General features: G+C 67.6%; 18 protein-coding genes. 12 read left to right on the top strand and 6 right to left on the bottom strand.

The genetic code is table 11. From position 1 onward, the window contains the following. Positions 1–137: 137 nt before the first annotated feature. Positions 138–1,268, bottom strand: a complete 1,131-nt coding sequence (locus D457_RS32750) for a TIGR04222 domain-containing membrane protein (RefSeq protein WP_083926790.1) — start codon at positions 1,266–1,268, stop codon at positions 138–140. A gap of 719 nt (positions 1,269–1,987) precedes the next feature. Here D457_RS32750 and D457_RS0117720 point away from each other — a divergent pair. The 5 genes from D457_RS0117720 to D457_RS0117700 all read left to right on the top strand — a co-directional run bounded on the left by D457_RS0117720 (position 1,988) and on the right by D457_RS0117700 (position 5,663). Further along, positions 1,988–2,203: a hypothetical protein gene (locus tag D457_RS0117720; RefSeq protein ID WP_017582014.1), complete on the top strand. Its 216-nt coding sequence runs from the start codon at positions 1,988–1,990 to the stop codon at positions 2,201–2,203. 120 nt (positions 2,204–2,323) lie between these two features. After that, the gene (locus D457_RS37090; RefSeq protein ID WP_239646137.1) at positions 2,324–3,361 is read left to right on the top strand and encodes an OmpA family protein; all 1,038 of its coding nucleotides are present in this window, start codon (positions 2,324–2,326) and stop codon (positions 3,359–3,361) included. Between the two features lie 12 nt (positions 3,362–3,373). After that, a complete protein-coding gene (locus tag D457_RS37085; RefSeq protein WP_239646136.1) occupies positions 3,374–3,889 on the top strand; it encodes a hypothetical protein in 516 nt (171 codons plus the stop codon). 3 nt (positions 3,890–3,892) lie between these two features. Next, positions 3,893–4,621, top strand: a complete 729-nt coding sequence (locus tag D457_RS32745) for an aggregation-promoting factor C-terminal-like domain-containing protein (protein ID WP_017582012.1) — start codon at positions 3,893–3,895, stop codon at positions 4,619–4,621. Positions 4,622–4,856: 235 nt separating this feature from the next. After that, a complete protein-coding gene (locus D457_RS0117700) occupies positions 4,857–5,663 on the top strand; it encodes a GNAT family N-acetyltransferase (protein ID WP_039831395.1) in 807 nt (268 codons plus the stop codon). A 169-nt stretch (positions 5,664–5,832) separates the two neighbouring features. On the opposite strand, the gene D457_RS0117695 is transcribed toward D457_RS0117700, so the two are convergent. Beyond that, the gene (locus tag D457_RS0117695) at positions 5,833–6,279 is read right to left on the bottom strand and encodes a hypothetical protein (protein ID WP_152514267.1); all 447 of its coding nucleotides are present in this window, start codon (positions 6,277–6,279) and stop codon (positions 5,833–5,835) included. A 188-nt stretch (positions 6,280–6,467) separates the two neighbouring features. Here D457_RS0117695 and D457_RS32740 point away from each other — a divergent pair, with 188 nt between their 5' ends. The 4 genes from D457_RS32740 (at position 6,468) to D457_RS0117670 (ending at position 14,340) form a co-directional block, all read left to right on the top strand. Then, the gene (locus D457_RS32740; protein WP_017582009.1) at positions 6,468–7,934 is read left to right on the top strand and encodes a pentapeptide repeat-containing protein; all 1,467 of its coding nucleotides are present in this window, start codon (positions 6,468–6,470) and stop codon (positions 7,932–7,934) included. A gap of 1,598 nt (positions 7,935–9,532) precedes the next feature. Beyond that, the gene (locus D457_RS37080) at positions 9,533–12,286 is read left to right on the top strand and encodes a glycosyltransferase family 4 protein (protein WP_026116752.1); all 2,754 of its coding nucleotides are present in this window, start codon (positions 9,533–9,535) and stop codon (positions 12,284–12,286) included. Between the two features lie 687 nt (positions 12,287–12,973). Further along, a complete protein-coding gene (locus D457_RS0117675) occupies positions 12,974–13,669 on the top strand; it encodes a DsbA family protein (RefSeq protein ID WP_017582007.1) in 696 nt (231 codons plus the stop codon). Continuing rightward, positions 13,669–14,340: a vitamin K epoxide reductase family protein gene (locus tag D457_RS0117670; protein WP_017582006.1), complete on the top strand. Its 672-nt coding sequence runs from the start codon at positions 13,669–13,671 to the stop codon at positions 14,338–14,340. Before D457_RS0117675 ends, D457_RS0117670 begins: the two co-directional genes overlap by 1 nt. A 103-nt stretch (positions 14,341–14,443) precedes the next feature. On the opposite strand, the gene D457_RS0117665 is transcribed toward D457_RS0117670, so the two are convergent. Together D457_RS0117665 and D457_RS36210 are read right to left on the bottom strand one after the other, a co-directional pair. Then, the gene (locus D457_RS0117665) at positions 14,444–14,875 is read right to left on the bottom strand and encodes a hypothetical protein (RefSeq protein WP_017582005.1); all 432 of its coding nucleotides are present in this window, start codon (positions 14,873–14,875) and stop codon (positions 14,444–14,446) included. A 128-nt stretch (positions 14,876–15,003) separates the two neighbouring features. Beyond that, positions 15,004–15,159 carry a hypothetical protein gene (locus D457_RS36210; protein WP_017582004.1) on the bottom strand — a complete coding sequence of 52 codons (156 nt, stop codon included), beginning with the start codon at positions 15,157–15,159 and terminating at the stop codon, positions 15,004–15,006. Between the two features lie 284 nt (positions 15,160–15,443). Here D457_RS36210 and D457_RS0117655 point away from each other — a divergent pair, with 284 nt between their 5' ends. The 3 genes from D457_RS0117655 (at position 15,444) to D457_RS0117645 (ending at position 18,415) form a co-directional block, all read left to right on the top strand. Beyond that, entirely contained in the window at positions 15,444–16,523 is a 1,080-nt protein-coding gene (locus D457_RS0117655; RefSeq protein ID WP_083926797.1) for a pilus assembly protein TadG-related protein, read from the top strand. Positions 16,524–16,612: 89 nt separating this feature from the next. After that, positions 16,613–17,257 carry an endonuclease domain-containing protein gene (locus D457_RS0117650; protein ID WP_026116750.1) on the top strand — a complete coding sequence of 215 codons (645 nt, stop codon included), beginning with the start codon at positions 16,613–16,615 and terminating at the stop codon, positions 17,255–17,257. 327 nt (positions 17,258–17,584) lie between these two features. After that, positions 17,585–18,415, top strand: a complete 831-nt coding sequence (locus tag D457_RS0117645) for a hypothetical protein (RefSeq protein WP_239646135.1) — start codon at positions 17,585–17,587, stop codon at positions 18,413–18,415. Positions 18,416–18,578: 163 nt separating this feature from the next. On the opposite strand, the gene D457_RS0117640 is transcribed toward D457_RS0117645, so the two are convergent. Then, positions 18,579–19,748, bottom strand: coding sequence for a pectate lyase family protein (locus D457_RS0117640; protein ID WP_017582002.1), 1,170 nt, complete (start codon positions 19,746–19,748; stop codon positions 18,579–18,581). 270 nt (positions 19,749–20,018) lie between these two features. Continuing rightward, complete coding sequence (locus D457_RS0117635) at positions 20,019–21,707, bottom strand: ABC transporter family substrate-binding protein (RefSeq protein WP_017582001.1); 1,689 nt, start codon at positions 21,705–21,707, stop codon at positions 20,019–20,021. Positions 21,708–21,731: the final 24 nt, after the last annotated feature.

The following is a 21,731-nucleotide window of genomic DNA, read 5'->3' as shown; positions in this document are numbered from 1 at the left end:
TGCCGACCACGAGTGCGCCAGATATAGCCGTCGCCCGACTTCGAAATCGCTATACCAGAAAACAAACGCCCTCCTGAACCTTCTTACACCTTCCAGAAGCCACATCCATTCACGCACTCCTCGTCCCTCCACTGGACTCAGGCACCGCCGTCTCCTCCACCTCCTCCATCGCCGCCTGAGCTGCCGCCGGAATCACCGCCGCCCTCGCCGCCGGAGGAACCGCTCCCACCCTGGCCCGAGCCGCCCGAACCTCCGCTGTCCCCACCCACGGCACAGAGATCAGCGATCTGGCACAGGCTGTTCCAGTCGAGCTCGAAGCCCTCCCGCGGTTCCGGGGTCTCCTCCCCTACTCGGTGAGGGCTCTCCTCGACTACCTGAGCTGAACCCGTGTGAGTCACGACCCGCACGGCGGTATCGCTGTCGCCGACGCGCACGCGCTGTCTCGGCTCGGCTTCCTTACCCATCCGACCGAGTCCGATCACGGCCGTGTAGTTCAGGGCCACCTCACGCACCATCGCCCGCCCCTCGGCGCCGCTGATCGCGTAGGTGCTCTCCGCCTCCCGGGCCAGTTCCCGCCCGGCGGTGGTACTGGTGGAGGTTTTCCGACCGCCCCGCACCAGGTACAGCCCCAGAGCGAGACCGCTCAGGGCCGCGAGTACGCCACCGAGCACGGTGAGCGCGATCGTCCACTCGTTCACCTCCTGGGCGGTCATGAGCACCACGCCCGCCGCAGTCAGGCCCCAGCCCGCGTAGGAGAATTTCTGTGCGTACCAGCCGCCGTCGTGGAAGTCGGCCAGCACCTTGATGAGTTCGCCGGAGTGCGCGATCAGTCGGCGTCCCGCGAGCTTCTCCCGAACCCGGTCGATCCCCCTGCTGAACGTGGCGGCCTGGATCATCCCGCGCGCGGTCAGGCCGGTCCGGTCCTTGAACGCCTTGACCAGATCCCGGCGTACCTGGTCCTTCTCTGTGACGTAGGCGTTGGAGGGGCCGACCAGTGTGAAGAACCCGCCGCGCGCCTGGCGTCGGATACGACCCGACAGGAACAGATCCATGAGCGCGACCTCACCGACCCGCGTCGCTCCGCCCACCAGGTAGGCGAGTTCGGGCGGGGTGAGGTCCTCCGGCTCCGGCTGGCGCGCTGGGGAGGGAAGGGCGGAGACCGCGGCGCTGAGCGATCTGCCCGCCTTGACCACCTTGAACAGCGGGAACGCTCCGACAGTCAGACCGAGTAGGGCTCCCAGCAGAGGAATGAGCAATAGGGCGTCCAAGTTCGGACCTTTCTGTCAGACCGCCCGCGGGGGCAGACCAGGAGGAGGAGTGGGTGGGGGAAGGGACTGAGACGGGGGACCGCGGTTAGGGCAAGGGCCCCGCTGCTCCTACAAGCGAGCGACGCGTGTTCGGAAATGGGAAGACAGGACGGGAAGACCGGAGGATGAAGTTGTGCCTATCAGATCACTAAAACCCCTGGTCAGCACGCTCTTTCCGCGCTCGAATCCAAGGCTGTGGCTCGGGAGGTGCGGTAGGTACGGAAGGACTGGGTGTTCGAACTAGCGGACAGGCTCGTACCAGAGCCAAACAATTCAACACCATGAGCACGGCAGCCCCAGTGGCCTGGGTGTTTACACCCACCCATGGCATCCATCGAGGCCACATGCAATCATGGTTACCCGTCGAACATCGATCGCGCCCCCGGACGGCTGAATCGTGTACGTGCACCACTGCGGAAACCAGCTTTCACCTGGGTATTCACTGAAGCAAGGTGAATGCGCTGGCGTTAGTGGACGGGCGATCAGGTCATCTAAGTCTCATGGCCACATCCGGCCAGAAGAAGGACACCCATACCTCACAGTGTCCGCTAGTGGAGTTTCGCGGCCCAAGATCCGCATCGTCCCCAGACCACGGATGTGCCAAGCCCTCAGACTCGCCGTCGTGTGCAAACCACTGAAACGAACAGGCAGAACCCTCCCCAACAAGGAGTTACACCCGCATGAACTTCACACACATGCTCTGGGTGAAGATGAGCACCCTTGCCTTGCCAAAAGAGGCCCACAAGAAGGACAAGGGGGCCGGGTTCGTGGAATACGCGGCGATCCTCGTCTTCGTCGCAGTCGTCGCTGGCCTTATTGTGAGCAGCGGCGTTGCTAACACCATCGTCATGGGCATCAACAACGCTATTAGGGGCGCCCTAAACCCGACAGGCTAGAGCAGCATCAATTAGGGTCACCGCAATCTCTCCAGTGCGACCTGCAGAACCGTCGGGAAAAATACCGGACTCCGAGTAAATCAACGCAAGAGCCAAGGCAGCCAGAGGAATAGGAAGACCTTGACCCCTAACACACGCCCTCCCAGAAGAAGTACATCGTGGGCAGTAACTGCTATTGCCGCGCTTCTTCTCTCCTCTGGCTGCGTAGTCGGATCCGAAGAACCCCCTGAAGACCTAGTCGATGACAACCTTGCCCCCGATCCACCCGAGGGTTCCACACAGAAACCCGAGGGCAACGATGAGGAAATTATCGCCAGTTCGATATCAACTTCTACTGGCATCGGATCGGATCTGCAGATTGACATATACGCCCTTGAGAGGATCGAAGAGGAATTTCTCCGCCTTCGCATGGGGGTCACCAACAAATCGGGGGCGTCATTCGACCTCGGCTACGGCCTCGCGAGACTAAACTCCCCTCTTTCGGCGAGCGAGGTAAGTCTCATCGACGAGGTGGAGCACCAGCGATATCTGAGCTACAGCCTCAACGACGGAAGCTGCTTTTGCAGCGCGCTAGATGGAACCATTGCAAGCGGCGCGAGCAAGGAACTGTGGGTGATCTACCCAGCCCCCCCAGAGGGCCTGGACGCGATGACCGTAATCACTCCATTGACACCGCCCATGATGAACATCCCCATCAGCGACTCATCCGAATCCATCGAAAGCGTCGATCTCGCCGACCGGGAAATTCTTGACCTCATCAGCATTTCCGACGACACCGATACCCAGACAGGCCGCACCGAGGGAGGGGAAGAGGTCAGCATCATCCTCTCCTCGGATGTCCTCTTCGATACTAATAGTTCCGAGCTCAACAGCGAAGCTCGGGAAATTCTGGAGCAGGTAGCCCAGGAAATCGATGACGCCAGCGCTTTGAATATCTCCATTGACGGCCATGCAGATAACACCGGGAACGATTCCATCAACATCCCTCTCTCCCAGGACCGTGCCGAGAGCGTGGAATCCGCGTTGGGCGATCTCATCACACGAGAAGGAATCTCTTTCGATTCTGAGGGCCACGGATCAGCTGACCCCATTGCCAGCAACGACACCGAAGAAGGCCGCGAGCGCAACCGTCGAGTCACCGTGACATTCGAGAAGTAGAGGCCATATATCATGAGTAGATTTCGAGCATTTGCCATCGTCATACTCGCGGCGACCCTGCCCCTTGCCACGACTTCGAGCGCTTCAGCCCTGCCCAGAACAGACAACCTGGACTCCCTCGGAACCGTCGAGTCAAACCAATCCGACGGCGAGAATCTCTCCGCGGAAGCCCATGCAGCCGAGCGAGGCGATTCCTCGTTCGTCTCCGTAACCTGGAGCATAGAAAACAACGGAGCGAGCAGAGTTGCATTTGATTGGCCGATGGGCGCCACCTACATGTACAGCAGAGTGACCTCTCACTCCGGAGTCACCGCTCTCTCTCCAGTTGAGGGAACACGCTTCCATCCGATCATGGATTCCGAGGGAGAATGCCTTTGCTCCGGAAGCGATTCCCCGGATTTTAAAGTGCATATCGAACCAGGCGAGAAAGTCGCCTACTGGTCGATGTTCTCCATCCCAGACACTATCGATACCATCGATCTGGAGATCCCGGGCTTCGACCCGATCGAGGACATCACCATCTCCTGATCTTTGACCACACCCCGCTCCCCCACACTCCTGGCACCTCTGGAGGCGGAGTTGTCCAACCCCTACACTCCCAAGCTCGGAGACGCCCGACGGCCCTCGTCCGGCCGTCCCCCCAACCGCACGGACGAGCGCGACCGCCCGCCGCGGGTCACGACTTGGCGGGACAGCGTGCTGCGCTGGTTCCGTCCCGTGCGTGCCGACGAGCAGGACCGTGGAGCGGCGTTCGTGGAGACCGCCGGGGTGATCATCCTCGCCGGGCTGATCATCACGGCTGTGTACACCTCAGGGGTGAGCTCCACCTTCAACGAGGGCGTCCGGCAGATGGTCTGTCTAGTTAACGGACCCGGCTGTGGTGAGGAAACGTGGGTGGACGAGGAGCGCCCGGACGAGCCTGAGGAGTTCGAGTGGGGTACGGGCAACTCTAACCTCAGCGATAACAAGAACCTCGGGATGCAGGCGGCCGCCGCGGATCCGTACAACTGGACCGACGAGGAATGGACCTGTCTGGACAGTCTGTGGAGTCAAATGTCCTCCTGGGATCCCAATCTGGTGGACCCGACAACGGGCGCACGCGGGATCGTCGGCTTCAACCCTGCTCTGCACGGCTCGATGCCCGACGGCTTCCAGGGCAGCGCCTCAGCACAGATCAGCTGGGGACTGAACCACATTCAGGAGTCCTACGGCACCCCCTGCTCGGCATGGCGCTACTGGCAGAGCACCAAGACCTACTAGCTGGTCATCCGGCCTCGGCTACCTGCCGAGTATCCTCGTCTCACGCTCCGCCAAGCCCTGTCCCGAAGCCGTGTCCCGGCCTGTCAGGGCCGATACGACGGGCAAGATGGAACGACCGGTGGGCGGAATGTTCTTCCTGCACCAGTGACCAGGTCGTGGACGGCCTGTGCACAGGCACGGAAAAGCACCTGCGGGTACCCCAGCTGGCCTGTTTGAATGGCTCCTCATGAAGCCGATGACCGTCCCACCAAGCAGTGAATCCGACCTGTCGCTCGCGATGGAGCAGAATCTCGCCGAGCACGCCTGCCACCTGCACCGAAACCTGCAAGGTGCGTCCGTCACCGAGACCGGCGATCTGCTGATCGCCGACAGCGGTCTCGCTGATGACACCTTCAACATCGTCGCGGCGGCCCGCTTCGCCCCGGGCACCGCCCGGGCCCGCGCAGCAGAGACGGTGCGTTCCCTGGCCGCCACCGGCCGCCCCTTCTCCTGGTGGGTCGGCCCCGCCTCCGCACCGGGAGGTCTCTCCGGGTGCCTCGAGGCCGTCGGCTTGGAGGCTTCGGAGACCGAGGCGGGCATGTGGAGGGATCTGCGCGATCCTCTCCCCGAGGCGCACGCTGACGGTCTGGAGATCCGTCTGGCAACCACCCCGGAGCAGCTCGCCGACTACGCCACGGTCCTCGCGGCAAACTGGGACCCGCCCGCCGCCACGGTGCGCCGATTCTTCGCCGACGCCGCCGATCTGGCACTCGCAGCCGACTCCCCCGCCCGCTACCTGGTCGGCTATCTCGACGGCCGTCCAGTCTGCTCGGCCGAGGCCTTCCTGCACGCGGGCGTCGCCGGGATCTACAACATCGCCACGCTCGCCGCAGACCGCCGCCGCGGCTACGGCGGTGCCCTCAGCCTGGCCACCCTGCACACCGCCCGCGACGCGGGCTACGAGACCGCGGTGCTGCAGGCATCCGCCGACGGGGAACCCGTCTACCGCCGACTCGGGTTCACCGTCTGCGGCCGCTTCACCGAGTACGCCATCACCCCCTGACACGGCGGCAACCGCTTCGCCCTCATTCCCGACCAGCGAAACCCGCACTGTGGATCGGCGAGAACATCCTCTCGGCCCCGGGGTTGGGCATGAGCCCTGGTAGAAACCTCCGTCGTCCGGCCGACCCGCACTACCGAAGGAGGGTGAAGAGCCCGCAGGTGCACGTCGTCTACCGTCCGACTTCTTGTGCCACGGCCCATACCGAAACCCGCTCCCCTTCGGGAAAGCTGAACACCACACTGCGATCGACGTTCTCACCTGGCTTTGCCGACGTGCATCTGCGGGGTTCGACCAGTTCCGCATCCCCAATGAAGTGTCGCTCGTGCTGCTCCTTGGGCAATTCACCCGCGGAGACGGGAAGGTAGTTTCCGATCTTCCCGCTCGCGCAGAAATCCGCGGCGTCCTCTTCGCTGGGCAGGGTGAAGGTAGCGACGTACTTCCGAAGCGAACCGGAGTCACCAACGGAGAACACCTCCACGGACTCGGCGAACTCAGGGATCACAGCGCCGGAGAGCTCCTCGAAAGCACTCGGATTAGCCGCCGCCGTGGGCTCAGGAGGAGGCGCGACCACTTCCCTGACCCCGGAACAGCCCACCAGAAGCACAGCGAAAAGCATGGTCAGGGTGAGTGTGCGGCTTTGCGAAGGAATGGTGCCTCCACGTTCTCTCGCATCCGTCGCTTCTCTCCAGAGCACTGATCGGGCACAGATTACCGACGTGCGCTGTTGCCGGACGGAAAGTGGCCGGGTCCGGCCCCGGACCCGGGAACCCATCGGCCCTCGGGCTCTCGGTTAGCCTGCCCCTCATGGAAAGCCCCTCTCCCCCCGAGGCCGGCGCCAGCGCTGATGCCGATAGCAACGAAGCCGCCTCCAGCGCATCCGCCAGCGACCGCCCGGGCAGGTTCGTGTTCGTGCGTGCCCGGGTATCGAACGCCGTGCGCTGGCTGAAGGTTCAGACCGAACCCCACCTGGCCCGCTTCCGGGCCTGGTTGTCTCCGGCTCGCGCCACTTGGCTAGTGGTCCTGGCGCTGAGCGCGCTGGCCCTGTTGATCGCGGGGGTTCGCCTCCTGCTGCCGGTTTTCGCCTGGGTGGCCGCGCTCCCCCGGTTCGGGCTGGTGGCCTGGTCCGTGTTCGGTCTGGTCGGGACGGCCGTCGCGCTCTTCCAGCTGAGGGCTCTGCGCGCCCCGCGGAACGCCGACCGAGCGGCCCCGAAGAAGCCCCTGCCGCTGCCGGTCCTCATCGCGCTGGTGATCGTGTCGGTGAGCGTTTCGGTCGGGCTGATCATCGCTCTGGCTTGGTGGGCCATGGGCGCCAGGCTCCCGGTCACCCCGGACGAGTTCACTGTCGGGCACCTGAACGCGATCTCCATCCGAGCCTTCGCCATCGTCGCCGGGCTCGGAGCCACCGCGCTGCTGGTCATCAACTACCGCCGCCAGCTCACCACCGAGGCCGAATCCCGGCGCGGAGAGCTCAAACTGTTCGACGAGCGGTTCACCAACGCCTACACCGAGCTCGGCAACGAGAACCAAGCCGTCCGGCTGGGGGCCATCCACGCCTTGGCCAACCTCGCAGACGACGCTCCCAAGGACCGCGAGGACCTGGTGCAGACCGTCATCGACGTGCTGTGCGCCTACATCCGCATGCCCTACGCACCGGCCCCCGAGAAACCAGGAGAGGGCGAGTCACCGGCGTCCTGGACCCGCTACCACGAACTCAAACAGGAGTTCGAGCCCACACGCGAGGTCCGGCACACCATCCTGCGGATCATCGGCAGCCACCTGCGTGAAGAAACCCGCTGGCGGGGCAAGAACTACGACTTCAGTCAGGCGGTCTTCGACGGTGGCAACTTCGCCGGGGCCCGGTTCACCGGCGGGCGAGTGAACTTCAGAGGGGCGACCTTCGCCGGCGGGCACGTCAACTTGATCGAAACCCGGTTCACCGACGCACAGGTGAGCTTTATCGACACGCGCTTCACCGGTGGAGTCGTCTACTTCAGCGAAGCCCGGTTCCACGGTGGGCAGGTGGAGTTCAGAAGAACCGAGTTCGACGGTGCGAAGGTGCACTTCTTCGGGGCGGACTTCGCCAGTGGAGTCGTGAGCTTCCCCGGGACGCGGTTCACCGGTGGACTGGTGGACTTCGGCGACACCACCGATAACCCCGCCAGAGGAGTGGTTCCGGTAGGGCTGACGGAGGCGGTCTCACGCGGCACCCCGGGAGTCGTCCACCTCCCACCGGAGTGGGAAGACGGCCGGGGAGACCCGCTGAGGTTCTGAAGACCCGTCCCTGTGGGCTCTCCGGGGCCTCACACCCCCTCCGGGCACCCGTGGCATCCACCTCTCCAGAGACATGCTCCAGCCGCAAAACCCCCTCACCCTCTGCGACCTGGACTTTCCCCACGGTGGCCAGATTCGGCCACAGGAACTCCGTCCCAACCCACGATTTTTTCCAGAAAGTCCGGCAGAGTGTCCATCACAACCAACGTCGCGTTGCTCTCGGCGAGACGTTTTAAGTAGGACAACCACCGCTAGTTGTTCAACAGAAACAAGATTCCGCTTGTTGAGAGTACAGAACCAGCCAGCGGGCCGAAGTACGAGTCCTCCACCTCGTCAGGAACACGTTTTGGAACCTCTACGCACCAACGCACCGCGGGCGGCCCCCACCGCCGCTCAGGCTCTGACACACGACGAACCGTATGACCACAAGCCGTATGACCACAAGCCAGGAGACGGCACCGAACCGGGGGGCGGGCCCCGTTTCGGTAGGTCGGGTGGGAGGTGCTCGGGCCTGGAGGGTCTCCGAGCACCCGCCTTCCACCTGATTGCGTCGTCTCCCTCCACCGCTCCCCCGTCCTCGCTCCCGGCTCCACTTGCCGAGGGACGGGGGAGCGGGCCCCTCCACCTCGAGGGTTCTCTCCCCGTGGACAGCGAGACCGAACGCCCCGTTTGCGCGGCCGCCGTCGTACGAGTGCGCGGCACGGCACCGGAGGCGGGTGCAGGCACCTGTTCCGAGCTGGTGGCCCGGATGGGGACACACGGGTGGAAGCCATGGGCCGCGAGCAGGTGGGCCCCTCGGCCCGGGAACGGACCGAACCCGTGGTTCGAAAAGCGGTGACCGCACCCACCACGACCTGAGGGCGGCTCCCTGAGCCCGGAACCCTGGGCTCAGGTCCGCACACGCGGTCTGACCGTCCTACCGCGTGTGCCCGGGCCCGCCCTCCTCCCAAGTCCTCCTCCGAACTCTCCCGGTCAGCTCAGGCCGGACTCCCCGAGAGTTCGGGGGAGGACGTTCCCTGTCCGCGGACCGGTTCCGCCCCTCCCCTCCCTCACCGGCCCCAAGTGGCGCCCCGCTGGCCCCGGGTGAGTCGCGCTGGCCGGGTGGTCCACAGACCGGCTGAGCCCGGCTTGTGGCGGGTCGAGGTAAGCAAGCATGCTCATATCGGGGGAAGCTTCGCTTCCGCCCGCCTTCGCATGCCCAGAACCAGCCCCTGAGACCCGGCCCGCCAGCCTCAGGACCCCGGGCCCCACAGCCTCAGAGACCCGGGCCGCCCGCGGGCCGGTTCGACGAACGCGAGGGCTGCGTCAACCACTTCGAGCAGCCCGTTCTTCGAGCAGCCCAACAGCCTGCGCCCCGGGGCACCACTTCCGGGCCTGGTCTTTTCGGTTTTGCGAACGCGCCGCAAAACACCAACAGGGTGCGGCAAACCTTTGGACAGTCCCGGACAGATTCGGATTTTTAGCCCCATATCGCCCGTAGCCTGATCGCTCAATCCCCACACCGCCCCTGCTCGGGGCTCGGCTCGGTGTGGGGCCGCAGGGGTCGGCGCCGCCCCGTGCCCGAGTGCGCGGGGCGGCGCCGAGGACATGGGGGCTCAGTGAAGATCGCCTATCTGATCAACGACATGTACGGCATCGGCGGAACCGTCCGCACCGTCGCCAACCAGGCGGCGGCGCTGTCCGCCCGGCACGAGGTGGAGATCGTCTCGGTGTTCCGGCACCGCGCCGAACCCGTCCTCCCCGTTCCCGCCCAGGTCAGCCTGCGACCGCTGGTCGACATCCGCCAGCAGGGCGAGCAGCCGACGGGGGTCGACGGGCGACCGCTGTACGAGGGGTCGGAGCGGGCCGGGCTTCCGCCGCTGCTCTTCCCGGTCGAGGACGGCCGCAGCAGCACCCACAGCCGCCTCACCGACGACCGCCTGGAGGAGTACCTCGCCACCACCGACGCCGACGTGGTGGTGGGCACCCGTCCGGGGCTCAACGTGGTGATCGCCCGGGCCGCGCCCCGCCGGGTCGTCAAGGTCGGCCAGGAGCACCTCACCTACGAACAGCACTCCAGGGAACTGCGACAGGTCCTGGCCGCCGAGTACCCGAACCTCGACGCCTTCGTCACCGTCACCGAGGCCGACGCGCGCACCTACGCGGAGCGGATGCCGATGCCGGGGGTCCGGTTGCTGTCCATCCCCAACTCGGTACCCGCGCCGCCCTTCACCGTGAACGGCCACAACTCGCGCACGATCGTTTCAGCTGGCCGCCTTGCCCCCAGCAAACGGCACGACCTGCTGGTGCAGGCGTTCTCCATGGTCAGCGACGAATTCCCGGACTGGAAGCTGCGGATCTACGGACGGGGCAGCCGCCGCGGAGCGCTCGGCAGGCTGGTGGGTTCGCTGGGACTCCAGGACCGGGTGTGGCTGATGGGGCCGCACCCGAGGGTGGAGGAGGCGTGGGCGCAGGGGGCGTTCGCGGCGGTGACGTCCAGCGAGGAACCGTTCGGGATGACCATCGTGGAGGCTATGCGGTCCGGGCTACCGGTGGTGAGCACCGACTGCCCGCACGGGCCCGCGTCGATCATCCGGGACCGGGAGGACGGACTGCTGGTCCCGAACAAGTCCGCACCGGGGATCGCCGAGGGGCTGGCCCAGCTGATGGGCGACGACCAGCTGCGGCGCCGGATGTCGTCGGCGGCGCTCACCGACTCCGAACGCTTCGATCCGGCCAACGTGGTGCGCATGCACGAGGAGCTGTTCGCGGAGCTTGCGGGGGCGGGGGTACCGTCACCGCCCGCACTGCACCTTCCCGCTCCGCGCCCCGAACCACCCGCCTCCTGCCGGGTAGAGGCGGGCCCGGACGGGGCGGCGGTGCTGTGGTTCGGCCTGGTGGAAGGGGCCGCCGGGTCGGATGCCGGGCGGATCCCGGAACGGGTGGTGCTGGCCAAGTCGGGGAGAAGGATCGAGCTGGTCCCGCAAGCCGACGGACGTGTGGTGGTGGATGCCTCCCGCAGGGCCACGGAGGTCGGGGGCGGGGTCGGGGTCGGGGCGATCGGGTCGGGCGTGAGCGATCAGGCCGTGAACAGACCTGAAGCGGGTGGATCGGACTCGGGCGGGTCGCAGGAGAGGGCCCGCGGGCGCACCGCGCCGGAGTCCGGTGAGGCCAGCGGGGACCGCAGGTCCGCTTCGGGCGGGTCTGGCGAGTCCAACGGGTCCGGCGGGCCCAACGGGTCAGGCGGGCCTGGCGAGGCCAGCGGGTCCGGCTCGGGTGGTTCCACCACCGTGGCTGCTCCGCTGAAAGGACTGGTCACCGGCGCGTGGCAGGTCTTTCGGGTGGACGGGGGCGTGGAGACCCCGGTCCGGGACGTGGAGATCCACCAGCACGGGTTCCCGATACCGACCGCAGACACCGAAGAGCTCGCCCTGGTGGTGCCCGCGCGTTCCGCGAAGGGCCGTCTGGTGCTGCACGTGCGGCGTTCGGCTCACCACGCGGAGATCGAGCACGTGGAGATCGCGGACGGTCTGATCACCGTGCAGGGCCGGGTGCTCGGGCGGCAGCGCCCCGATGCCCGCGCCCGGCTGGTAGTGCGGTTGCGCGCCTCTGCGCAGACCCGCCGGGAGTTCCCCTCGGCGGTCACGGCCAGCGGTGAGTTCACCGCGGTCATCGACCCCGAAGTGGTGGTGCGCGGGCGGGAGGGCGACTCCGAGAAGTGGCAGATGCGCCTCATCCTCTCCGACGGCACCGAGTGCACGGTGGGCAGGCACCTGTCGGGGGTGGTCGGTTACAAGCAGATCATCGAGTACGCGTCCCAGCAGGTGCAGCCCGCCCGGGGCATCGGCAGCAAGGTGCGCCCGTACTACACGGTCAACGACCGGTTGGGGCTGCTGACCGCGCCGCTGGCCCCGACTCTGCCGGTGGATCGGGTCCGGGTGCGGCCGGTGGGGCGCCACGGTGCCCGGCTGCGTTTCGAGGTGACCCTGGGCAGCCCGGTCCCGGAGGGGACGGCCTTCGCGTTGGAGGTCGTTCGGGGCACCAACGCGGGGCAGCGGTATCCGCTGGAGGCGCTGCCCCAACACTCCGGCCGCCAGGAGGGACGGCTGGTGGGAACACTGCCGCTGCTCCAGCACAACGACTATCGCGGGTTGTCCGTGCTGAGGGCGTCCTGGCAGCTCAGGCTGAAGGCGGGCCCGGCCGGTGCGTTGGCGAAAGTGGGCGCGAAGGCCGTCCCGGACCAGACGGCGCGCCGCTGGAGTCACGGAGCGTACGTACGTTCCGTGACCGTGGCGCCCACGGGTTCGGGCGACATGAAGGTGACCGTGGCCGACGTGCACGTGGCGGAGGCGCTCAACCGCCGCCTACGCTGAAAACCCCGGAGAAGAGTGCCGAGGAGCGAGCGGGGTGGGCCACCCGCCCCGCTTCGTTGTGCCCCTGGACTACGCGCGCCGCCGTGTGCCCCACAGTTCGGGCAGGGGCGGGTCCAGGGCGGTCGCGGCGTTCCCGCGCTACGCCCGCACCCGTGTTCGCGTGGGGCGGGGCGCCCGACTTACCCCGGACCTGAGGGCTGCTCGGGCGGCGCTACAGTTCCCCTGATGGACGGGTACAGCAGCAGACAGCGGTCGGGCACCTTGGTGGTGCCGTTGATCGCTGTTGTCGTGCTGTGTTTCCTCTGCGCCCTGTGTTATCCCGGGGCCGCCTCCGCGGGTGACGGGTTCGGGGGTGCGGGGGTCGTCTCGGAGCAGGCGGTAGCTCCGGACTCCCCGGATGAGCCTGGTTTTGTGCACACCTGTCCCACCCCGGACGAGCAGGGGCTCCTGACCGCGCAGCCGATGCTCGCATTCGGGTCCGCCCTGGTTCTCTGTGTCCCCGTCGTGCCCCGAGCCGGTCCTTCTTCACGGCGATCGCGCCGGGACCCCGCTTCGCCGCACGGGTACCGACTGCTCACCCTTCTCTGCGTCCAGCGGGTCTAGAAGCACCGACGAACCCCACTCCCCCGTGGCCGTGGGGCTCACACGCGTGCCCGTTTCCGAAGAACCTGGACCCCTGGGATTTCCATGAGCAAGAACCTGATCATCACCCTCTGCCTTCTCGTCGTCGCCGCCCTCGGGATCGGCCTGCTCGTCTACCTCGACCGCGACGACGACACCGCGGTCGCGGAAGGCTCCGCCAGACCGACCGCGCCCGGGGCCTCGCCCGAGGACCAGCCCACCGCCCCCGCCGACGTGCTCGTCCGGGAGAACAGCCGCTACCTCGACCAGGTGGAGGACGCCCAGGTCACCGTGGTGGAGTTCCTCGACTTCGAGTGCGAGGCCTGCCGCGCCCAGTACCCCGTGATGGAGCGGATCCGCGAGGACTACGACGGCCGGATCAACATGGTCATCCGCTACTTCCCGCTCCCCGGGCACCACAACTCCGGCCCCTCCGCAGCCGCGGTCGAGGCCGCCGCACAGCAGGACGCCCTGGACGAGATGTACCAGCGGATGTTCGAGACCCAGGCCGCATGGGGCGAGTCCCGGGAGGACCAGAGCGAGGTGTTCGTGGGCTTCGCCGAGGATCTCGGCCTGGACATGGACGAGTTCGTCGAGACCATGGAGGCCGCCGAGACCCAGCAGCGGGTCCAGGCCGACTTCGACGACGGCGTCGCGCTGGGTGTGCAGGGCACCCCGACCATCTACGTCAACGGCCGCCTCGCACCGAGCATGCCGAGCTACGACGTCCTGTCCGCGATGATCGACGCGGAGCTGGAGTGATGAGCGCCCGGTCCGACGAGCGGGAAGTGCCTGCGTCCCCCTACCCCCGCCCTGGCGCTGACGTGCCGATCATCAGCCGGGCCCTGCCGTGGGTGCTGGTGGTGGGCGGGCTGGTCGGCCTGGTCGCGGCCGCCGCGCTGCTGGTGGAGAAGGTCCGGGTCCTGGCCGACCCGGAGCACGTGCCCGCGTGCAGTTTCAACCCGGTGCTGTCCTGCGGAACGGTGATGGTGACCCCGCAGGCCGAGGTGTTCGGGATCCCGAACCCGATCATCGGGGTGGCCTGCTTCGCCGTGGTCACGACCGTGGGAACGGCCCTGCTCGCCCGGACGGGAACGGGCACGGACCTCGGGTTCCGGCGGTGGTTCTGGCTGGGCCTCCAGGCGGGCTGTGTGTTCGGGGTGGTGTTCGTGCACTGGCTGATCTTCCAGAGCCTGTACCGGATCAATGCCCTGTGCCCGTACTGCATGGTGGTGTGGGCGGTGACGATCCCGCTCTTCTGGTACGTCACTCTGCACAACCTCCGAAGCGGGCACCTGCCGGTCCCGGCCGCCGTGCGCCGACCGGCGAGTGTGCTGGCCCGCAACCACACGGTGGTGCTCACCGTGTGGGGTCTGGTCATCGTGGGCGCGGTCGGTCAGGCCTTCTGGAGTTACTGGACGACCCTGGTGTAGCGGTACCGCGGTCCTGGGGTGGGCGGCAAGTGGCCCGGTGGCCCGCCCCTGGACCAGGCCCGCCCCTGGACCAGGCCCGCCCTTGGACCAGGTCCGCCCGGGTTCACTCGTCCCGCTGTTTCTCCGCGGTGTCCTGGGCGCTCTCCGCTTCCCCGGGCTTCTCCTTGCGCCTCATGATCCTCGGATGGTTGGTGACCCACACGAAGAACAGCGAGGCGATGACCGGGAGTAGGAGCAGGCCGGAGTACAGGGGGAACAGCAGCAGCGCCAGCACGGTCATCAGTGCCATGGAGACCAGGGCGGCCAGGTAACGCACGTCCGCGGGCATCATCAGGGGAAAGGCCGCCACGGCCAGCAGCACGAATCCGAGAGGGATGGGCTGAGCGATGCCCACGGGGATCGTGATCGCCCAGAACAGCCCGGTCTCCCACTCGATCACCAGGAGCAGGAGCGGCGCGGCCAGGGCGACGGCAAGGCCGAGCCACGGGTACGCGGGCTGCGGGTACCCCTCGGGGGAACGGGGAGAGCGGTTCACACGGGTGGCGCCTTCCGTGAGTGCGACTGCTCGCCGTCCCGTCCGGGCCCGGACGGCGGAGCCTACAGACGCAGAATACGACTCGGGGTCTGCCTCTACGCTCCTGGTGATCTCTGCGGCGCTACCAGCTACGCGCCCAGGCTCGCCCGGGCCCGTTCGCGTGCCCAGCGCACCAGCCAGGCGGTACCGACCAGCACCCACAGCACGTCCAGCCACCACAGCACGTCCAGCCACCACAGCCCCAGGAGCGCCCCGGACCCGTGGCCGAGACCGGTGCCGATCACGCCCGTCGGCCAGGCGCACTGAGGCCGTGTGCGGCGGATTGTTCCGGTTCGCTGCTGACCGGTGACCGGCTCTGGTCAGACTTGTGGCGGGCGGCCCGGGCTTCACCTGGGCGAACGGTGACCGGTGATCCACAGAGCGCGAACCCCTTCTGTACCCGGGGTACCCGCGCGGGTTAAGCTGCGCCGGGTAGAGGTCCGTGTGACGTGCCCCCGTTCGGCCCGGCCTCCGCTTCGCCTCGAACCGCCCGTTTCCCCGCCCCGCGGGGATGACCCCCCGGACCAGCATGCGACGAACCTCCCCCACCTCGGCACGCAGACACCGACTCCAGGGACGCCGTGACGACGGACAGGCCAACGTCCTCCTCCTGTTCGGGCTGACCCTGAGCCTGCTCGCGCTCACCTTGCTGTTCGTTCGCGTGGGCAGTGCCAACGACATGCGTTCTCAGGCGCAGACGGCCGCGGACGCCGCGGCGCTGGCCGCGGTAGCGGGTCTTCGGGACAAGGCGGCCGAGCAGCTCGCCAACGACGTCTACCCCATGCCCCGGTACGACGAGGAGGTCGCCAAGGGCCGCGCCGAGACGTACGCGAAGAACAACGGCGCCGTGCTCACCGACATCCGGGCCAGTGACAACAGCATGGGCCGTTTCGGCAACATCGTGCGGGTGGAGATCCGCGGAGCTGCCTGCCAGAAGGAGCTGGCCGAGGACGGCTCCCGGCACTGGAACGACGTGGTGTGCGACGGCGAGGAGGACGACGCCTCGTCCTTCGAGGGCACCGCCGCGGCGATCGCGATCATCGAGCTGTCCGTCGACTGCGGCCGCAACGACGACGGGCTCTACTGCGACGGCCAGGCCATCAACGACGGGGACCAGGCCGCGGGCTACTTCGACGTGCACCTCATCGACCAGGAGGGGCAGTACAAGTACGACCCGAACTCGGTCTTCGGCGGCGGGGCGATCGTGGACTGCGGTGCCCTCGACGGCCTGCACCCGCAGATGTGCGCCACGCACGAGGTACTCAACCAGGAGTTCCCCGGGTTCTACCTCAGCGCCGGCGGCTATCGGCCGGGGCTGGAGAGTGACCACGGGTGGGGCCAGGCCGTGGACTACATGATGGCCGAACTGGGCGGGATCCCGACGCCCCAGATGCACGCGACCGCCATCGAGGTGATCGACTTCCTCATCCAGAACCACGCGGAACTCAACGTCAAGGGGATCATCTACGACTACCACATCTGGAATCCGCGACGGGAGTCGGTGGGACCGTGGATGCAGGTCCGGCGGAGAGCGTCGTACCACGGCAACCTGACCCTGGACCACGTGGACCACATCCACCTCTCGGTCGGCCCCCCGCCCTTCCGTTAGACACGGCCTGACCGGGTCGGGGCGCGGAGTTGTCCACAGGTGGGAGCTCGGGGCTTGTCCGGGGCGGACGGGCGACCGAACCTGGCAACATGCCGCGAGATCACACCTCTCCCACCGGTTGCTCCCCTCTGTTCCCGCTCCCCCGCCCCGCCTTTCGCCCCAAGGCGCATCGGGCCGAGCCACCGTCCGGCCCGGGGTCTCCGCTCGCCGGTCTGCCGCCCGACCACGACCTCCTGCTCCGCACGCTCCGTCCCGTTCTCGCCCACCTGTCCGCTGACGCGGTCGCCTTCGGTCGCACCGCCGCCTACGGGTGGGGGGTGGACCTGCACCCCCGGGGTACCGCCGTCACCCGCAACCGACTGCACGTGGCCCTGCCGCAGTGCCGGGTCGACACCGGGCAGGGCCCCTTCCGCGCGGATCTGGGCTGGCCCGCGTACCGGGTGGTGGTGGAGTACGACAGCGCCGAGTTCCACTCCTCCCGTCACGAACGCGCCCGTGACGAACTCCGGTACACGGCCATGCGGGAGGCGGGGTGGCTGGTGATCTCCATCGGGGTCTACGACCTGTGCGCGCACCCGGCGGGGTTTCTACGCAAGGTTCTGGCCGCGCTGACAGATCGCGGCTGGGCCGAGCCGCCGGACCGGCTGGAGAAGGTCCGGCGAGCCATCCGTCGCTTCGAACGGAACCCGCCGCGGTTGGGTGAGGGGTTCGGTTTCGACCGCAATCGGCCATGATCCGGCCTCGGAGGGTGATCCCGTGTTGAGCTGACGATCACCTCACGGCCCGGCGCCGGGCCGTGCCCGGGGTCCCGATCCGACCCCCGTACGCCCGCTACCTGCGTGGACACCAGCGATCCGGGCTGGATCCGATAGGCCCGGGCGACAGGTCTGCGGCCCCGGCCCCGGCGCCCCGAATCCGTGCGCCCGGGTGACGCGTCCTGGTTCATCACTGTCGGCGGAGATTATGTTCGCCCGACACCCGAACAGAGCGGTGAGTCACCGCGTCGTACTCCGCGTAAGCGGACCCCCCGAAGACCGAACCGCAGAATCGAGGCGCTGCCAGTGCGGACGTCGTTGCTGTCCACCGGTGAGGAGCCGAAGGCCGAAGGGCCCGGCCGGTCCCATTGGCTGCTGAGCCTGCTGCTGACCCTGGTCGGCCTGGCCGTGGTCGCCAGCGGATGGGGCGTGGCCAAAATGACGCTGGACGGCGGCCAGCTGGACCCGGCGATGGAGGACTCCCCACCCGAGACACGTCCCCCGCTGATCCGCGCCGTGGACGCCGATCCCACCGACCCGGAGGAGTTCCTGGAGCTGGCCGCCCAGGAACTGCGGTCAGCCCCCTCCTTCCACATCAGTTACACGCAAAGTGTCGAAGGCCTCAACATCGCGCACGGCTGGGCCAGGCACGAACCCGATTCCGACACCACCTTCGAGCACTACTTCAAGACCGACTCCGGGATACGGGTCTACCGGTACGACCTGCCGGGCACCGGGTTCATCATGTCGGCGGAGAAGGGGCTGCCCGGGATGACGGTGCTGGACTCGCCTTCGGAGGCCGACCGCCGCCTGTGCTCGGTGGAGTTCGTCCTGGGCCCCCTGGACGAGTTGACGGGCTCGGCCGCCGACCTGGAGATGACCGGCACGGAGGAGATCGAGCTGCCCGAGGGGTCGAGGGGCGTCCAGGCCAGCACCCACACCACCCACAGGTACACGGGAACCTTCCGGACCCTGGCCGGGGACTACCAGCCCGATACCGGCCGCAACACCCTGACTCGGATCGCCGAGGCCGAGTTCGAACTCTGGGTGGACGAGAACGGGCACCCCCGAAGACTCAGCTACACCTCTCCGGAGGGTTTCGGTGAGACCTACGACTACCACCCGCTGACCACCTGATCCGCCGACCGGAATCCGGTTCCCGCCGGCGACCCCCGCTCTCCTGCTGACTGAGGCCACCGGGTGAAGGCCCCGCGGTCCCGGGCAGACCGCTCTCACCCGAGCCCCGGGATCAAGACGACTGCCAGTACCGGTGGGAACCGCCCGGTTCCCACCAGCGGGTTCAGTCAGTACCGGCTCGGTTCATGACCACTTCGGGGACGTTGACGGTGTCGTCGAGCTCGTAGGCGTAGGGCGGGTCGGGCACGTTGCCGCGCAGCTGGGGCTGCTTGGAGTCGACCAGCAGGTTGTCCCGGGTGACCACGTTGCCCGGTTCGTCGGTCTCAGTGGACACCGACACCGGGGTGCCCTCGAAGTAGTTGCCCTCGACCAGCACGTTCGCTCCGTAGGCGGACTCGACCCCGTACTCGGGGTTGTCCCGGAAGTAGTTGTTGAACACGTGGACGTGCTCGGCGTTGCGGGCGCGCGGGTGACGGCCGGAGGTGCCGTCGAAGAAGTTGTGGTGCACGGTCACGCGCAGCGCGCCGGGCTGGTCGTCGCGGCCGCCGATGATGACCGCGGACTCGGCCTCGGTGAAGTGGTTCCAGGAGAGGGTGACGTGGTCGGACCCGTCGGTGACGGAGATCAGGGCGCTGTCCCTGCCCCCGGAGAAGGTGGAGCCGTCCACCCACACGTGGTGGGCCCCGCCGCGGACCGCGATCGCGGGGCCGTCGGAGACCATGCCCAGGTTAGCGAGGATGACGTTGCTGGAACCGTCCACGACCAGGCCGCCGCCGGTGAGTTCGGCGCCCTCGCCCACTCCGAGCAGGGTCTTGTCCGAGGCGACCCGGACGGTACCGTCGAGGTCGATGTCGCCCTCGACCTCGACCACCAGGGGTTCGGCCGCGGACAGGTGCTCGGCGAGTTCGTCGGCGTCGGTGGCGGTCACCGTCTCGCCCCCGGCTCCACCGGTCACCCCGGGGTACTCGGTGGGGCCGACCGGCTCGTCCTCAAGGGTCGGCTCGTCCCCGGGGTTCGCCGAGGCCTCCGCGGCGTCGCCGTCCACGTCCGCACCGTCCTCGTCCGTGGTGTCCCCGTCAGCCGGGTCCCGAGTAGGGGCCGCGACCGCCTTGGGCTGGCCGGCCCAACCGACGGGGGTACCGAAGGACCATTCCACCTCCGACGGCTCTGGGGGCGAGCTGGTGTCGTCCGCCTCCCCGGTGCCTGGGTCCACCGCTGCGCCGACGGGGGGATCGAAGGCCTCGTCGGAGTCCTCCTCCTGGCGGGAGCAGGAGGTGAGGGCCGCACACAACAGGACCGCCAGGCACGCGGCGGCGAGAGGGTGGAGTCGCATCGGGAACTTTCCAACGAGCGGGGCGGGGGGAGTGTCGGACTCCGACGATTCTGTCAGGCAGCGGGGTGACCCGGCACTCCGACCGTCTGTTTCGCCGCCGAATCCCGGGCACGACGAAGGGCGCCGACCCCTTGCGAAGGGGGCCGACGCCCTCAGTGTCACATTTCAGCACATTTAGCGAACGCTCACCGCGTCGGCCGGGTCCGCGCGGCGCCCGGTACGGACGCCGCGCAGAACCGACCGGCGCAGGGCCTCATCCGAAGGCGACGGCTAGTCCTCCGCGGCCCAGCCGATGTCCTCGTAGACGTAGTCCGAGGCCAGACCGAACTCGCCCCAGTTGTGCAGGTTTTCGTCCATGGCGTGCAGGCCGGGACGCTCGAACATGGGGATGGTCACGACCTCCTCCCACAGCAGACGGTCGATCTCGTTGGCGAGTTCGGCGTAGCGGTCGGGGTCGGTCTCCGACATGAGCTCGTCGAACTTGTCGTCGATCTCCTCGGTGGAGGTGCGAGCGAGGTTGTTGCCCCACTCTCCGTCGGCGTCGGGCATGCCGTAGTTGCCCTTGCTGCCTCCCGCGTAAGGGTTGACACCGGTGAGGACGTAGCTGGCCATCTCGTAGTTGCCCGGGATGATGTACTCGGGGAACAGGGCGTTGCCGGGGACGTGCTGGACATCCACCTCGATGCCGACCTCGGCGAGCATCTGGCCGGCGATGTCGCCCTCGTCCTGGGCGACGGCGAGGTCGTCGGAAACGACCCAGTCCAGGGTCAGGGTGTCACCGTCGGCGTTGGTGCGGACGTTCTCGCCTTCTTCGAGGGTCCAACCGGCCTCGTCCAGGAGCTCCTCGGCGGCCGCGGTGTCGAACTCGCCGTAGCCCTCGCTGTTGTCCCGGTAGCCGTTCTGGCTGGAGCGCAGCAGACGGTTGACCTCACCCGTGACGGGCCATTCCACCGCGTCCAGGGTGACCTCGGACAGGACGTCGGTGTCGATGGCGAGGGAGACCGCCTGCCGGACGCGGACGTCCTCTAGGCGCGGGCTGGCGCCGTTCAGCGAGATGAAGCGGTGGCCGTGGTTGACCGCCTCCGTGAGGTAGGCGCCGTCCCGGTCCTTGATCAGCTCGTAGCCGGCGCCGTCGGTGCCGATGTAGAAGCCGTTGACCTCGCCGTTGTTGAAGGCGCCCGCCTGGGCGTCACTGCCCATGGCGTCGAAGATGATCTCGTCCAGCAGCGCCGGAGTACCCCACCAGTCCTCGTTCTTGGAGATGGTGATGCGCTCGGAGACGTCGTCGAACTCCACGTCGCCGAAGGGGCCGGCGGTGACCGGGTAGGCCTTCTGGTAGCCCTCCTCAAAGAGCTCCTCGTCCTCCATGTACTCCGCGGGGTACAGGGGGTTGAACAGGGTCGGCCACTCGGAGTAGGGCTCCTCGAACTCCAGGGTGAAGGAGTAGTCGTCGTCGCCCTCGACGAACTCCGCGACCCGGTCGTAGCCGACGGTGGAGCCGATCTGGAAGTCCCCGTCGCGCTGGCCGGACCGGGTCAGCCAGTTGGCCTCGTAGTCCTCCCAGGTGATGGGTTCGCCGTCGGACCAGACCGCGTCCGGGTTCAGCTCGTAGAAGACCTCGAGGCCGTCGTCGCTGACACCGTAGTCGAGCACGTAGTCGGTGAGCGGTTCGAAGCCGCCCTCGGCGTCGTAGCGCGTGGGCCGGGGCATCACGGCGGCGGCGGTGCGGCGGACGTTGGCCAGGTTGCCGTTGGTGTGCGCCATGTTGTGCTGCTCGGCGTACTCGTTGAGGGCCCACACCATGGTGCCGCCCTCCTGCAGGTCCTCGCGGGGAGCGGGGTTGAGGTCCTCCGCGGACAGTTCCCGCTCTCTGCTCTCCTGTTCACCGCCGGCGCAGGCACTGGCGATCAGCACCACGGCGGCGACGGGGGCGAGATACCTCGCCTTTCCGATTCGCATGGGGATTTTCCTCCTGTGAGTGTC

The sequence above is a fragment of the Nocardiopsis valliformis DSM 45023 genome, assembly GCF_000340985.1.
Lineage (GTDB): Bacteria > Actinomycetota > Actinomycetes > Streptosporangiales > Streptosporangiaceae > Nocardiopsis > Nocardiopsis exhalans.
The sequence above is the reverse complement of the archived record's forward strand: the minus strand, read 5'-3'. Positions and strand labels throughout refer to the sequence as shown.